General features: G+C 40.8%; 15 protein-coding genes. 10 read left to right on the top strand and 5 right to left on the bottom strand.

The features are described from left to right. Position 1 precedes the first annotated feature (1 nt). From MHZ95_RS10750 to MHZ95_RS10730, 5 genes are read left to right on the top strand one after another with little or no spacing between them, the layout of a single operon-like run. Positions 2 to 955, top strand: coding sequence for a substrate-binding domain-containing protein (locus MHZ95_RS10750; RefSeq protein ID WP_239390633.1), 954 nt, complete (start codon positions 2 to 4; stop codon positions 953 to 955). A gap of 35 nt (positions 956 to 990) precedes the next feature. Continuing rightward, positions 991 to 2,496 carry a sugar ABC transporter ATP-binding protein gene (locus MHZ95_RS10745; RefSeq protein ID WP_239390632.1) on the top strand — a complete coding sequence of 502 codons (1,506 nt, stop codon included), beginning with the start codon at positions 991 to 993 and terminating at the stop codon, positions 2,494 to 2,496. Further along, positions 2,486 to 3,481 carry an ABC transporter permease gene (locus MHZ95_RS10740; protein ID WP_239390631.1) on the top strand — a complete coding sequence of 332 codons (996 nt, stop codon included), beginning with the start codon at positions 2,486 to 2,488 and terminating at the stop codon, positions 3,479 to 3,481. The genes MHZ95_RS10745 and MHZ95_RS10740 overlap by 11 nt, the downstream gene beginning before the upstream one ends. A gap of 44 nt (positions 3,482 to 3,525) precedes the next feature. After that, positions 3,526 to 4,536 (top strand): LacI family DNA-binding transcriptional regulator, encoded by a 1,011-nt coding sequence (locus MHZ95_RS10735; RefSeq protein ID WP_239390630.1) that lies wholly within the window; start codon positions 3,526 to 3,528, stop codon positions 4,534 to 4,536. A gap of 16 nt (positions 4,537 to 4,552) precedes the next feature. Continuing rightward, positions 4,553 to 5,881 carry a M20 family metallo-hydrolase gene (locus MHZ95_RS10730; protein WP_239390629.1) on the top strand — a complete coding sequence of 443 codons (1,329 nt, stop codon included), beginning with the start codon at positions 4,553 to 4,555 and terminating at the stop codon, positions 5,879 to 5,881. Between the two features lie 546 nt (positions 5,882 to 6,427). Here MHZ95_RS10730 and MHZ95_RS10725 read toward each other — a convergent pair. The 3 genes from MHZ95_RS10725 to MHZ95_RS10715 all read right to left on the bottom strand — a co-directional run bounded on the left by MHZ95_RS10725 (position 6,428) and on the right by MHZ95_RS10715 (position 8,213). Beyond that, entirely contained in the window at positions 6,428 to 6,664 is a 237-nt protein-coding gene (locus MHZ95_RS10725) for a YkuS family protein (protein ID WP_239390628.1), read from the bottom strand. An 89-nt stretch (positions 6,665 to 6,753) separates the two neighbouring features. Further along, a complete protein-coding gene (locus MHZ95_RS10720) occupies positions 6,754 to 7,197 on the bottom strand; it encodes a YusW family protein (RefSeq protein ID WP_239390627.1) in 444 nt (147 codons plus the stop codon). Positions 7,198 to 7,307: 110 nt separating this feature from the next. After that, the gene (locus tag MHZ95_RS10715; RefSeq protein ID WP_239390626.1) at positions 7,308 to 8,213 is read right to left on the bottom strand and encodes an AEC family transporter; all 906 of its coding nucleotides are present in this window, start codon (positions 8,211 to 8,213) and stop codon (positions 7,308 to 7,310) included. A gap of 167 nt (positions 8,214 to 8,380) precedes the next feature. On the opposite strand from MHZ95_RS10715, the gene MHZ95_RS10710 reads away from it, so the two are divergent. Continuing rightward, complete coding sequence (locus tag MHZ95_RS10710; protein ID WP_239390625.1) at positions 8,381 to 9,178, top strand: ABC transporter ATP-binding protein; 798 nt, start codon at positions 8,381 to 8,383, stop codon at positions 9,176 to 9,178. Positions 9,179 to 9,289: 111 nt separating this feature from the next. After that, positions 9,290 to 9,841, top strand: a complete 552-nt coding sequence (locus tag MHZ95_RS10705; RefSeq protein ID WP_255726724.1) for a DUF420 domain-containing protein — start codon at positions 9,290 to 9,292, stop codon at positions 9,839 to 9,841. 58 nt (positions 9,842 to 9,899) lie between these two features. Here the strand turns inward: MHZ95_RS10705 and MHZ95_RS10700 are convergent, their stop codons facing one another. Beyond that, positions 9,900 to 10,616, bottom strand: a complete 717-nt coding sequence (locus tag MHZ95_RS10700) for a 3-ketoacyl-ACP reductase (protein ID WP_239390623.1) — start codon at positions 10,614 to 10,616, stop codon at positions 9,900 to 9,902. A gap of 155 nt (positions 10,617 to 10,771) precedes the next feature. On the opposite strand from MHZ95_RS10700, the gene MHZ95_RS10695 reads away from it, so the two are divergent. The 3 genes from MHZ95_RS10695 to MHZ95_RS10685 are packed head-to-tail and all read left to right on the top strand — an operon-like array spanning position 10,772 to position 14,112. Further along, complete coding sequence (locus MHZ95_RS10695; RefSeq protein WP_239390622.1) at positions 10,772 to 11,458, top strand: response regulator transcription factor; 687 nt, start codon at positions 10,772 to 10,774, stop codon at positions 11,456 to 11,458. Between the two features lie 4 nt (positions 11,459 to 11,462). Further along, positions 11,463 to 12,935, top strand: a complete 1,473-nt coding sequence (locus MHZ95_RS10690) for a HAMP domain-containing sensor histidine kinase (RefSeq protein ID WP_239390621.1) — start codon at positions 11,463 to 11,465, stop codon at positions 12,933 to 12,935. Between the two features lie 58 nt (positions 12,936 to 12,993). After that, positions 12,994 to 14,112, top strand: coding sequence for a TolB-like translocation protein (locus tag MHZ95_RS10685; RefSeq protein WP_239390620.1), 1,119 nt, complete (start codon positions 12,994 to 12,996; stop codon positions 14,110 to 14,112). A gap of 172 nt (positions 14,113 to 14,284) precedes the next feature. Here MHZ95_RS10685 and MHZ95_RS10680 read toward each other — a convergent pair whose 3' ends face one another. Continuing rightward, positions 14,285 to 15,013, bottom strand: coding sequence for a polysaccharide deacetylase family protein (locus MHZ95_RS10680; protein WP_239390619.1), 729 nt, complete (start codon positions 15,011 to 15,013; stop codon positions 14,285 to 14,287). Positions 15,014 to 15,128: the final 115 nt, after the last annotated feature.

Here is a 15,128-nt window from a genome sequence, read left to right as displayed (position 1 = left end):
GATGTTTATGAAAAAAAACTTGTTAGTGGCTATGATGGCATTTACTTTATTGATTGCGACAGCTTGTAGTTCTGGAACAGCAAATGAAAAAGAGGAAGGTCAACTTACAGTTGGTGTAAGTACAATTACACTTCAGCATCAGTTCTTTATTGAAATTGATAAAGGGATTAAAAAAGCTGCAGATGAGATGGGCGTGAAATTACTTACAAATGATCCAAATCAGGATTTGGCCAAACAAGTTTCGGCAGTGGAAGATTTTATTCAAAAAGATGTTGATGGTTTAATACTAATGGCAACGGATAATGCAGGCGTTATTCCAGTAGTCGAAGAGGCGGATGGTCTAGGCATTCCTGTTGTTACAGCAGACGCAGTTGTAGATTCCCCAGGAGTTACGACATTTATCGGTACTGCAAATTACGAAGCCGGTGAAGAACTCGGTAACTATTTCAAAAAATATCTTGAAGAAAATAAAAAAGCTGATGAAAAAATTAAAGTTGGTGTTGTCACTTCCATCAAGTCATTGGTACAGCAAGAGAGGTTAAAAGGATTCAAAAGTGCATTGGAAGATGTAAATAACGTTGAATTCCTAAATGATCAGCCTGGATATGACCGTGAGGAGTCAATGAGAACGGTGGAAAATATCTTGCAGGCAAATCCTGATGTTGATTATATCTTTGCCTCGGCTGAAAATGGTGTGCTTGGTTCACTTGCTGCACTTGAATCTGCAAAAACAAAGGATATTCAGATCTTAGGATTTGATGTGAATAAAGAAGCTGCTATTGGTATCAAGAATGGTCACATCCTTGCGATGATACAGCAACAGCCTGAATTAATTGGAGAAACTGCTTTGAAAACAGTTGTGGACGCCATTAATGGCAAGGAAATCGATAAGAATATTAGCGTTCCAGTTATACTGATGGATCAAAAAAATGTAAATGACCATTTCAAAGATTGATCAAGGATTTTAGCCGGAAACGGAGGTAATGTCTTGTGTCAACCCCAAGGCTTCAATTAAATCATATAACAAAAGAGTTCTCAGGAGTTAAGGCATTGAAAGGGGTTTCCCTCACGTTGATGCCAGGAAGCGCGCATGGCCTTGTTGGAGAAAATGGGGCTGGAAAGTCGACTCTTATTAAAATCTTAACAGGTGCCTATGCGAAAACGAGTGGAGAGATTATTTACGAGGGAAAAACAATTGAAGGAATGAACCCAAAGAAAGCAAAAGAGCTTGGGATCCACTGTATTTATCAAGAATTAAACATTGCGAATCATTTATCAATTGCTGAAAATATTTTCCTAGGGGAACAGCCGACGAAGATGCTAGGCTTGATTGACTGGAAAAAAATGAACAGTGATGCGCAGGCAGTACTGAGTTCACTGCAAATTGAACTAGACCCTAAAACAATGGCAGGTGAATTAAGTATTGCCCAGAAGCAAATGATTGAAATAGCTCGAGCTATTTCTCAAAATGCCAATGTACTGATTATGGATGAGCCTACTTCATCTCTATCGGAAAGAGAGACAGAAGTACTTCTGTCTCTTGTAGAAAAGTTGAAATCTAAAGGTGTTAGCGTTATTTATGTGTCTCACCGAATGCCTGAAATATTTAGGGTTTGTGATACCGTAACGATTTTACGTGATGGTACGTATATTCAGACACTTCCAGTCGATCAGATTGATGGAACGAATGATCTTGTGCAGTTGATGGTAAATCGAAAGCTTGAAGACTTCTTTGGGAAAACGGAAGTCCCACTTAAGGACATCGTAATCGAGACAAGGAAGTTAAGGAAAGATGGCATATTTAAAGATATCAGCTTCTCCGTAAGAGGAGGAGAAATCTTGGGTGTTGCGGGTTTGGTAGGATCAGGGCGTACTGAAATAGCAGAAGCCTTGTTTGGAGTGATGTCCCTCAACGAGGGGGAGATCTTGATAGATGGTCGAAAAGTCAACATTAAATCGCCTAGAGAAGCCATTTCAAATGGTATTGGATTTGTTACTGAAAATAGAAAGGAAACAGGGCTAGTCTTGAAAAGAAGTGTAATGGAAAATATCTCACTAGCGAATTTATCTTTACTTTCGGGGGGGATGTTTGTTTCAAATAAAAAAGAAAAGGAGATTGCGAACCTTTATAAGCAGAAGTTGAATATAAAAACAGCTAATTTGGAGCAAAGAATATCGAATTTAAGTGGTGGAAACCAGCAAAAGGCTATTTTGGCACGGTGGATGATCCAAAAGCCCAAAGTGCTCATCTTGGATGAACCATGCCGCGGTGTTGATGTTGGTGCGAAAACAGATATTTATTCACAAATTACTGAAATGGCAAAGCAAGGTACGGCTATCATTATGATTTCATCAGAAGTTGATGAAATTGTCGGGATGAGTGATCGAGTTATAGTCATGCATGAGGGTGAAATATCAGGAGAATTGAGCCGAGTAGATATCAATCCTGATAACATTATAAATCTTGCATTTGGAGGAACTGTTAATGCAAAATAATACAACAGAATTAAAGACCATGAATACAAAATCCGATTTTTCTAAGAAAGCGGTTCATTTTTTGTTAGATAAAGGTATAGCGATAATTGGTGTTGTGCTTCTTTTCATTATTATGTCCATTGTTTCGAGTGACTTTTTAACAGTAGATAATTTGCTAAACGTATCTAGACAGTCTGCTGTATTGTGTATAATGGCTGTGGGAATGACGTTCATTATTATTACGGGTGGTATTGATTTAAGTGCGGGATCACAAATTGCAGTTTCAGGAGTAATTATAGCTAGTTTGCTAGCGGCAGGAGTGCCTTTACCATTCGCAATATTACTCACAATTGCCGCAGGTGGAGTAATTGGTTTCATAATAGGAGGTATTGTTGCTACACAAAAAATACCACCATTTATTGTAACATTGGCCATGATGACCATTTTAAGTGGCTTGGCCTTTGTTATTACCCAAGGAAGTCCGATTATCGTTTCAAACGAAGCATTTCGCTTTTTAGGAAGAGGATATATTGGACCTATCCCTGTGCCTATACTCCTACTAGTTGTCGTTTCAATTATTGGTTATCTTTTGTTATCTCAAACTAAATTTGGAAGGTATGTCTATGCCGTTGGTGATAATGAGGAAGCTGCAAGGTTATGTGGGATTAACGTTAAGAAAGTAAAAATGGGTGTCTATGTTTTAGGTGCATCTATTACAGCGTTAGCAGGTATTTTATTGGCTTCAAGGTTGTCAACGGGGTCTCCTAATGCCGGTACAGGATCCGAATTGGATGCAATTGCAGCTGTTGTACTAGGCGGTACAAACCTATTTGGTGGAGAGGGGAAAATTACAGGGACACTCATGGGGGTAGCAATTATCTCTATCCTGAACAACGGTTTGAATTTATTGAATGTTCCTTCATACCATCAGTTGATTATAAAAGGTGCAGTAATTTTGCTTGCGGTATGGTTAAATTCGTTGAAAGAGAAGAGGACAGCTGCGTGAAAATTGCAGACCTAGCTGTTCTCCGAGAAACAGGAGAGTGCAGTATGGCTACTATTCGTGATGTGGCAAAATTGGCAAATGTGTCGATTGCTACGGTTTCAAGAGTTATTAATCAAAACGGTTATGTAAACGGTGAGACAAAGAAAAAAGTGAATAATGCCATTGAATTGTTGAAGTATAAGCCCAATTCCATCGCCAAAGGATTAGCCAGTGGAAAAACAAAAACAATGGCTTTGATTCTCCCTGATATTTCAAATCCTTTTTTTAGTGAGTTGGCTCGTGCGGTAGAAGACAGTGCTTCCAGTCAAGGTTATACGGTATTTTTATGTAACACGGACAGTGATACGAACAAGGAAAAAGACTATATTAGAAAAATGAAAGACAGATTTGTAGACGGTATCCTATTTGCTGGACATACACTCCAGGAACCAGAAATAAAAACCCTAGAGGAAGAAAAAATCCCATTGGTTGTATTGGACCGGGCGCCGGGAGAGGACATATGTTTAGTGGTTCGTTCTAACAATAGAGAGGGCGCAAAGTTAGCAGTGCGGCATTTGTTGGAAATAGGATGCAACAAAATCGCTCACATATATGGACCTCAGGAAGTAGCGACAGCGAGAGAGCGTTTGTTAGGATTCGAAGAAGCTGTAAAAGAGTTTTCTTGGTATACGCCAAGTCTACTTGAGCAGGGTGATTTTACAATTAAAGGCGGTATGGATGCGGTTGGACTACTATTAAAGAGGCATCCAGACGTAGATGGCATTTTTACTGGAAATGACTTAATGGCGCTAGGGGCTTTGAAAAAACTTAAACAACTAAAAATTAAAGTACCTGACCAAATTTCTCTGATCGGTTTTGACGGAATCGAACTGACTGAAATAACGGAACCAGAAATTACTACGATTGCTCAGCCTATTTATCAAATTGGATCATTAGCTACAAGTCTATTAATCAAAAAAATAGAAGGCTCTTTATTACTGCACAAATCACATGAAATAGATGTTGAACTTGTAGTGAGGGGATCGACAAAAGGGAATTCGAAAGTGATTTCCTAAGGGAGGAATAAGTACATTGCATGAACAAGATTCACTACTCAGAAAGTTGTTAATGAACTACAGCGATAAGGAATCGGATGTTGACGGAGTAAAGGGTGGGAGAATTGCCGAACGATTAGCTGAATTAGCTAAAATTGGAATGACTGAAGAAGGGGGTTCCCGGCGCCTAGGTTTTTCTAAAGAGGAGAGACAGGCGAAAGAATTAGTGAAAGACTGGATGCGACAGGCAGGGTTAGTGGTACGTGAAGATGGGGCTGGAAATGTTTTTGGTAGAATGAAGGGGAAAGAAGATGATCGGCCCGCTATTTTATCTGGATCACATGTTGACACAGTTCCAAATGGGGGTCATTTTGATGGAGCGTTAGGAGTAGTTGCGGCATTAGAAGTTGTAGAAGCCTGGAATAAAACAAATTATCGACCGGAATATCCATTTGAAGTTGTCATTTTTTCAGATGAAGAGGGCTCCCGTTTTAACGACGGATATATCGGAAGCAAAGCGATGATGGGTCAAGCTAAGATAGAGGAGTTGATGAAGCAAAAAGATGGTAATGATCTAACTTTTGAAGAGGTATTGAATTCAGATGGTTTATCGATTGAGGGCTTTAGACGAGCAAAACGGAATCGCGAGGAAATTGAGTTATACGTTGAGGTTCATATTGAACAAGGTAAGAAACTCGAAAAGGCAAATCTTCCTTGTGGGATAGTTAGTGGCATTGCGGGGCCCTCATGGTTCGAGATCACATTTTATGGAGATCCAGGGCATGCAGGTAGTACACCAATGGACATCAGATCTGATGCGCTTGTAGCTGCCGGCAAATTTATACACGAACTAAGTCATCTGCCGAAACAAGTTAGTGATTCATCCGTTGCAACAGTGGGGAAAATGTTTGTTGAGCCTAACGGTGTGAATGTGATACCTGGAAAAGTGACGCTTTACGCAGATATCCGCGACATTCATGAAGATACAAGAGAAATACTGATTACCCGTATGCAAAAGCTGATAATAGGTATAGAAAAAGAGTATTCAGTAAGGGTGCATACGAAAGAATTAATGCGAATTCCACCCGTCTTGATAAAAACGGAGTTACAAGAAGAATTATCCGAAGCCTTTAGCGATCTTAATCTCGATGTTTTAAAAGTCCCAAGTGGTGCAGGGCATGATGCGATGATTATTGGTGAGGATATTCCGGTTGCAATGTTATTTGTTCGTAGTAAAGATGGGATTAGCCATAGCCCAATGGAATGGTCTTCACTCAACGATTGTGTGCTGGCGGTGCATGTACTAAAAAGATTTGTAGAGCGTATGAATAAAGTTTCAAATATCAAAGGAAGTTGTATTGATTAGTCAGGGATGCTTGATCGAATATTGGTGTGAGAGAGTATCTTACATCGTGAATAGCAGACAGTATATCGAAAGTATAAATAGAAAAATCCGTTCAAGGACTGTCAAAGTTCCTTAGTGGATTTTTTTGTTTTCAAGCATTCGCCATGCGATTGAAGTATAAATGGTTTACGTTATTAATTGACGCGATTGAGCGGCCATATGAACAGCTTGGATGAATATAAAAATGACCGGGAGAATGATTCTTCCGGCTTTTTTGGGGGTAAAAGAGACAATTGAGCATTTTATGGTAGAGCGTGAACGTTGTTTAGCTATGGTAAGGCATTATTAGGTTTTCTTAGAGCGTTGTTTAGTTCATGTAAAGCGTTGCGAACATGTCGGGAAGCGTTGTTTACTTGTGCGGGGATTGTGTAGTTTTGATCAAGTATTGTTGGTATTTGTCGAGAGTATTGTCTAGTTCGCCTGAAACGTTGTGAACGTTAGGTAAAGCATTGTGGATAATGGAAACATTAAAAAGCAGCATCTATTCCGATGCTGCTTCCATAGTGTTTACATTTGATTGACGCGCGTTTCAACGGCACCGATAACATCTTCGATGGACATGCCTTTCATACTGACGACGGGAAAATCAAATTCGTCATTATTTCCTTCGTTGATGGATCTGACGACGCCGATATCAAAACCTGAAACATTTTCATCCGTGTTAAACATTTGTACTTCATGTCCTTTTTGCTCTAGGGCTGTCTTAACGTCTTCAAAAGGTTGTTCCACTGCAATTTTTGCCACAGTAAATTCCCTCCACTCATTGAGAAATATGCATGCTCTCATAATATTGCCCAAAACGGAGAAATTATATCAGAAATTCCATTCTGATTTTACTTTGTCATCATCATTTCCTTTGTATCGTATCCTTTGAATTTGATTGTTAATTTCAGTGTGGTGTAATCGATGACTTCGAATGCCTCCGAAGCTTTCTTTACCATGTCTTCGGCGTCCATATCCGGTTCGATAGATAGGTCGTTGAAAATGGTATCGAGTTTATCCATTGCTGCGTTGCCGTGTAAGTAAAGGTCCTCGATTTTGTTTTCATAGATGGCTTCTGTTTTGTCACGTTTTTCATCGTAATTGGCTGTCATCGCTTGTTTCATTTCTTTCGTATCAATGGCCACGTTGAATTGTGTGAAGCCGTATGTTTCGCCAAGGGATTCTTCTGCTGTTTCTGAAGGCGGGTTGGTCACGAGGTTTCGATTGGTGCATGCACTCAAGACGAGCATAGCTGTACATAATACCAAGATATGTATGGTTCGTTTACTTTTCAAGGCGATCGTCCTTTCTACAAGTCCGCTATCTTCAATTTAACCGATGAAGCGCCAAGTTATACGAAGAAAGGAAATGTTGCTAAGGTGGATGCAATTGCTTGGTGAAACTGTTAAACACCAAGGAACAGCAACACGACTGGAATCGAAAGGATACTAAGGATCGTCGTGATGAAAGTGGTGAATGATACAAGATCAGGCTCTGTCCCGAATTGCAAGGCGAACATCGTCGTATTAGCAGCTGCAGGCATCGAGGATTGAAGAATGATTACCGCTTTTAATAAATCATTGATTGGCATGAAATAGACAATCGCGACGGCGAGTATTGGCGACACAACCATTCGAATGACCGAGACGGCGGTCACGTAGCGGTAAGCGACTCGTTTTCTTGCAATGACAGCAAGTTGCATCCCGAGGACCAGCATGACGGTCGGAATCGAGGCATCTGCCACCAGACTGATTCCTTCCATTAACGTATTTGGAACGTGCACGTGTAGCAATTGAAGGCCAAGACCTAAAAAAGCCGCATAAATGAGCGGCATACGAATCACACGTTGAAAAGCTTGGCGCCATGTCGCTTTTTCTTCTCCTCCTAACGAGGCAAAAAAGATGCCAACAGTGTTCATTAACAAAGATTGGAGCACCATCATAATGACCGCGTAGTCAAAGCCGACAGCTCCAAAAGCGAAGAGGACGACTGGTGCACCGTAATTTCCGCTATTCATGAACACACCACCAAGGATCATTGCGGAACGTTCAGGGCGTGTCGCTTTCATGGCGACTGAAGTGAGCCAAACGATGAGTAGCAGAACAACTGTCAAAATTAAACTGAAGAGAACGATATAAAAATAGTCCATCGTCAACTCGTTCGAATAAAATGTGCGAAATGCCAAAAAGGGCGACATTAAATAAAGAGCAGCTGTCGAAATTGATTTAATATCGAATCCGATCAGTTTTTGTCCCATATACCCAATGAAGAAAATAATAAAAACGGGTAATAGAATCATGATTAAATCCATTAGTATTCATCCCTATTCACATGACTTTTCAATAGTATAGCAGAAATTCATAACATTCATGAAAAGAATTTCGGGTTTCGAATTGAAAAAAATGCGTAATTCACTTACAGTTAACTATAGAATTTATAGCGTGAATTTTGCAAATCTACATATGAGGGGGATTTATGATGAATGAAATCGTTACATTGAAAAATGTTTCATTCCAAAGAGGGGATAAAGAAATTTTACAGGACATTGATTGGAATATACAGCCTGATGAGCATTGGGGAATCCTTGGTTTGAACGGTTCGGGGAAGACGTCGTTGCTCAATATTGTATCGGGATATCATTTTCCATCAAGTGGTGAAGTGCAAGTGCTCGGTAATCTGTTCGGCAAAACCAATTTGCCGGAGCTACGGAAAAAAATCGGGTTCGTCAGCAGTTCCTTAGATCGCTTTGCGGACTTCTTTAATAAGGAAAAAGTGGAGCGGGTGATCGTGAGCGGGAAATTTGCGAGTTTTGGTATTTATGAGCAAGTGGCGCCGGAGGATTGGGAGAAGGCGGATCATTTGTTGGAAAGTTTGCGATTGGCTTATTTGAAAGGGAAACCGTATCATCTATTGTCCGAAGGGGAAAAACGGCGTGTCTTGATTGCGCGTGCATTGATGAGTGATCCGAAGATGCTTATTTTGGATGAGCCTTGTTCCGGTCTGGATATTTTATCACGTGAGCAATTTCTTGGCGTGCTGGAAGAAGTTGTTGAGAAGAAATGTCATATCATTTATGTTACCCATCATATTGAAGAATTGGTAAAAGAGATTACCCATGTGTTGCTTTTAAAAGATGGGAAAATTGTTGCCAAAGGCCCGAAAGAAGAGGTATTGAAGCCGGAATTATTGTCCGAAACGTACAAGGTTCCTGTTACGGTGAGGTGGGAACAGAATCGTCCTTGGCTTGCGGTTAAGGAAGAATCGACAATCCGATAAGATGTTCACAAAAAAGTGCTCAATTTTAGGGCACTTTTTTGTATATTGCTATACAATTAAAGGAGACATGAATGTCATTAATTTGATCTAATTGAAATTGGAGTGAATGTTTTGAAGAACATTGAAGGTACGTCAAAGCCGTTTCAAAAACGGAATTATAGACCGCTGATTATTGCGTTATCTATCATTTTGATCGGGGCGATTGGTGTGTTGTCCGGTTTGCCGGGCGTTGAGGATTTCGATTTATTTGATGTGACGATATTACCGTTGATCAATGCCATTTTAAATAGCTTTACGTTTTTATTTTTATTGGCTGCGCTTATCGCGATTGTGAAACGCAACGTCACTGTCCATCGCCGTTTCATTTACGCGGCGTTTACGACGACGTCCCTTTTTCTTGTTACATATGTAGCGTTCCATTATCTATCGCCGTCCACGCCTTATGGTGGAGAAGGTTTTATGGCAGGATTCTATTATTTTGTGTTAATTACCCATATTCTTCTTGCGGCTGCAATTGTTCCGCTTGCGCTGACCACTGTGGCTCGCGCTTGGAATATGGAAAACGAGCGTCATAAGAAAATTGCACGCTGGACGATGCCGATTTGGCTCTATGTTAGCTTTACAGGTGTATTAGTCTATATTCTAATCTCGCCTTATTATTGAAGGATGACAAAAGGTGTCCAACTTGTCGGAAAGAAGACAAGTCGGACACCTTTTTCAATTAAGGATTTGTCGACCACAAACCTGCTGATTTCAGGAGAATGCGCGGGTGCAGTTTTAATTGTGCGACCATTACTTCCGCGAGGTCTTCTGGTTGCATCACTTTGTCCGGATTGCCGTCTGTCAGATTTTCGGCGAAAGCCAAATCCGTAGCGACCGTGCTTGGTGTCAATGCGCTGACACGGATATTGTGCTTTCTCACTTCCAGCATGAGGGACTCTGTTAGACCGAGCAGACCGAATTTTGATGCACTGTATGCGCTTGTGACTGGTGCGCCTTTTTGACCTGCAGTGGAGGAGATGTTAATAATATCACCGGTTTCCCGTTCAATCATTTCTGGTAATACCGCTCTTGTTACATAATAGACGCCCATTAAGTTAATATCGATGATGTTTTTGAATTCTTCCGGCGAAAGTTCAAGAAATTTCCCGAACTTGCCGACGCCTGCGTTGTTGATGAGGATATCGATCGGTCCGAGTTCGGATTTGATATGTTCGACAGCCGCGATGACGGATTCGTTATCCGATACATCAGCAGTCGCCATTGTTACATTCACGCCGTATTCTTCCAGTTCTTTTGCGACCGCTTCAAGGTTAGCAGGTGTTCTTCCGAGTAGTCCTACGTTGATACCTTCCTTGGCGAATGCGATGGCTGTTGCGCGACCGATCCCTTTGCCCGCTCCTGTAATCAATGCGTTTTTACCAGTTAAATTTTGCATGAAATGTCTCCTTTTTCTTACACATTTACTAGAGCAAGTATAACAAATGGGACTCCTCTGTCATAAGGAAATGCATTTGTCTGACGAAACATCATCCTCGACACAACTTGGCAATAAGTTTTTAGTAGAATGAAAGGAAGTAAGGAGTGGAATTTATGGCAAAGGACGAAACGATATTAATAATAGAAGACGAAGAATCAATCATGGATATATTAGCTTATGCTTTGCGAAAAGAAGGTTATCGTGTACATGGTGCAGCTACCGGACAGGAGGGGTTGCAATTATTCGAAGGGATTGGTCCGGATCTTGTCATTTTGGATGTCATGCTACCAGATATGGATGGATTTGAAATATGTAAGAAGTTGACGGTCATGGGTAACGTACCCGTTCTGATGCTTACCGCACGGGATGATATTGTGGACAAAGTGCTCGGGCTTGAACTTGGTGCGGATGACTATATGACAAAACCATTCGATGTGCGGGAAATCATTGCTCGTGTAAAAGCATTATTACGCCGTCAAAATCGTCAAACCTCTTCAATGCATTTGGTTATAAACGAAAGCATTCGAATTGAACCTCGTTCTCACACCGTATTGAAAGATGAAGAAGTTGTCATGTTCAAGCCGAAGGAGTATGACTTATTGCTATTTTTTGCACAACATAAAAATCAGGTGTTCTCCCGTGAAGAGATTCTCGATAGCGTTTGGGATTTTGATTATGCAGGGGATTTACGGACAGTCGATGTCCATGTGCAGCGGGTGAGGAAAAAGCTGGATGCTGTTGCGCGCCCTTCCATTATTGAAACGGTATTTGGTGTCGGTTATAAGATGAGGGGGAATTGAGCGGATGAAATGGACCATACAAAGGAAGTTCATTGTGGGTTATTTCATTTTATTCACATTGGCTGCATTCATTGTCGATCGAGTGATGAAGGACTCCTTGGATGCAAATAGTACGGTCATGATTGCAAATGAAGTGACGAAACTTCAGCATACGTCGAGAGAACATATGAAACAATTCGCTTTGATCCATCCTCCGAAGCAGGATTTTTTAAAAGAATATGGAGGAGTGATTGCGCAGGAATTAAGCAAGCTCCATGGTCAAAATGTGGCTTTGTATGATCGGGACGGCTATTTTTTGTATGAAGCGATTGCGATTGATGAACCGTTACTCGTCGAAAATCAAACATTCCAAACTAATTTGAATGACAACTCTAATGAAGAGTTGAAAGCGGCTTTCAGCAATAAAGCGGCATTTACCCGTGTCGATGTGCCGGGTGGCAATTTGGTTTATTTTTCGTATCCTTTCTATTTGAATGATGATTTATATGGCGTTTTCCGCTTCACAGGGGATTATACAAATTTATTTGCGGCGAATGGGACGATTTTACATAGTTTTCGCGTGCTTATCATCTGTTTGTTTGTAGGGGTATTTTTATTATCTTCGTTATTGACGAGCCGGATGATTAGACCATTGCGACGATTGACGGCCGCGACGAAAAAAGTGGTAGCGGGGGATTATAGCGTTAACGTACAGGTGAAAACGAGGGATGAGCTGGAAGTATTAGCGGCAAGCTTCAATGATATGCAGCAGCATATCAAACGACAAATTGAGACGATTGAACAGGAAAAAGAAAAAGTTGTCCAAGCGGAGAAGAGCAGAACAACCTTTTTTAATAATGTAACGCATGAGTTAAAAACGCCCCTCGCCACCATTTCAGGCTATGCCCAAATTATCGGGGAGGAAGACTTTGATGATCCGGAATTTCTGCGGAAAGCGACTTGGAAAATCCGTTTGGAAAGCGAGCGACTTAATCGGATGGTCATTGAATTGATTGAGCTATCGAAGAGGGATGCAATACCTCTTTTAAAGAAGCGAGAACCGGTTCATATGCTTTCATTTATCGAATCGGTTTGTGAAGATATGACGTTGAAAGCGCAAAAACGACAGATGACAATTGATGTGCAAGGGGAAGACTTTATTGTCTATGGAAATCTGGATGAGCTCCGACAAGTCTTTCTCAATGTGCTTGATAATGCGATGAAATACGGAGTGAGTGGAACACAAGTAGTTGTCAGAATTGAGGCTGAGAGGGTGACAGTGACGAATGTCTGTGATCCCGTACCTCATCAGATCGCTTTACATGTATTTGAACCATTTATCCATACAAAAGGGGAGGGGAATAGCGGTCTCGGTTTGTATATTTGTAAACAAATTATCGAACAACATAACGGGACAATTTCTTTTGAGGATGACAATGGACAAGTGACGCTTTCTATTTATCTTCCTCCTTGGAAACAAGACGGCAACAATTGCTGAAAGGTTGGCAATAGGTGAGGTGTATGCTTGGATTGTACACAAAAAGGAGGAATGGATGATGAAGGGAAAGTGGAAAGGATTTGTCTTGCTTACCGCAGTCAGCCTATTGGCGGCAGGTTGTTCAACGCAAGGGAACGCACAAACGCAAGAAACGGTCATTGTGAATGAAGATGTTCAGCTTGAAAGTTCGTTGGCGGATAGTACTTTGGAAGTGTCTCGATTGAAAGATATAGAAATCGGGCAGACGATTGAAAATCGAGGGCTTTATAAAGGCTCTCATAATGAAGAATGGTTTTTGGGTGATCAGCTTTATTACAATAAAAAAGATGGACTTTATTCACTGGATATTGTGACGAAAAAAGAGAAGAAGCTTGCGGAACAAGAAGTGATTTCGGTTTCCAATAATGGAAACTGGGCGTTAACACAACAGGAGGAGAAAGTTCACATACTCAATTTACAAAGTGGTGATATGCAATGGCTCGAGAAGGCATCTCAGTGGGATGTGCGTTTTGTGAGTGATGATGTCGCTTATTACCATTCCACGACATATCAATTGAATCTTTTCGATGTTGAGACGCAAGAAGAAGCTGTATGGGATTTGAGTGATTTTGAAGGCTTTACCCTATCTTTTATAAAAAAAGAAATGGGGAATATGTATATCGCCGCCCATAGTGAAAAGAATGGCTACGGTGTGTATCAACTGAAGGATCAAGGACAAATCGCCGCTGTTGCAAATTTTGGAGGTGACGATACCCAGTTTAATGATTTCAATCTTTTACAAGATGGGTCTCTGCTTTTTAATGGTACATACGATGGAAAAACGGGGATTTATTATTGGGACAAAAAAACAAAAGCAGTCCAACAACTTGTGTCGGGAGGCAAAGACAGCGAAGGTATATGGGTACCATTCTATAACTTGTCTCCTGACGAAAGTAAAATCATGTTCGATATGCCTGTGCAAATTGAAGGTGATTTCAAAACGAATGTCTATATGGCAGAAATAGCAGATGGTCAACTAACCAATAGTGTAAGAATCATGGAGAATACCGATGATCTATATGCGGTCATTTCATTATCAGGACATTGGAGCGAGGATTCCAAAACGGCATATATAACGACATCGAAGGATGATCATGAGCATGTAGGGGATATTGCCGTTTTTCAGTTGAAGGAATAAGTTTAAAGGCTCGAGTTGCAATCAGTTGGCGATTGAATACAAGCAATTCTGACCTGTGCGCAAGCAAATAGCATTTGAATGCAAGCAAAAGTTGCAGAACGAATAAATAAGAAAAGATGCAAGAGCCAAGTGGCGGGTTCTTGCATTTTTTGCATTGCTATCCAGTTACTCATCATTTATTCACTTCTACATGGCTTTGATTGATCAGCTCGGATACTGTGACAAATTCATATCCTTGTTTTTTCAGTTCCGGCAAGATGACCTTTAGTGCTTCAACGGTTTGGGAACGGTCCCCGCCGGCATCATGGAAAAGGATGATGTTTCCTGGGGTTGTGCCGTTTAAAACGGTATCGATAATGTTCTTTGTCCCTGGCATTTTCCAATCTTTCGTATCTTGATGCCATGACCACATGATGACTTTATAGCCGCCTTCAACCGCAGTATTGATAATTTGTTCGTTATAGCTACCGCCGACAGGCCGATAGAGCACGGAATGAATTCCGGTGATGTCATAAATCAGTTTGTTTGTCTTATCCAGTTCCTTTTTCAGTTGCTCGGGCGATATTCTAAAGGGGTGCGTATACGTATGATTAGCGATTTCATGGCCTTCTTCGATTTCCCGTAGGAGTATTTCTGGATGCTTTTCAGCCCGTTCACCGACAACAAAAAATGTCGCTTTTGCATCGTACAGCGCAAGCAAATCTAAAATTTGGGGTGTATAGGTGGAATGAGGACCATCATCAAAGGTCAGTGCAACGACTTTATCTTCTGTCTTGATTTCCCAAAGTACAAACCCTTTTTTTTCGTAATAAGGCCTTCCTTTTTCCGTTGCAAAAGAAGCGAGAGCAAAGGAAAAAAACAGGATGATGACTAGACTTGTTTTCAATCCGGGAAGTTTCACGACGATATCCTCCTTGCTATCCGTGTGTGCCTATCATTCGTTTAGTGTTCGACAAATACATCGATTTATACGAGGTATACTTTTTGAATAACATCATCATTATAAAAAAACAAAC

The organism is Sporosarcina sp. ACRSM (genome assembly GCF_022346545.1).
In the GTDB taxonomy this organism is placed as follows: domain Bacteria; phylum Bacillota; class Bacilli; order Bacillales_A; family Planococcaceae; genus Sporosarcina.
This window is presented reverse-complemented; position numbering and strand designations above follow the sequence as displayed.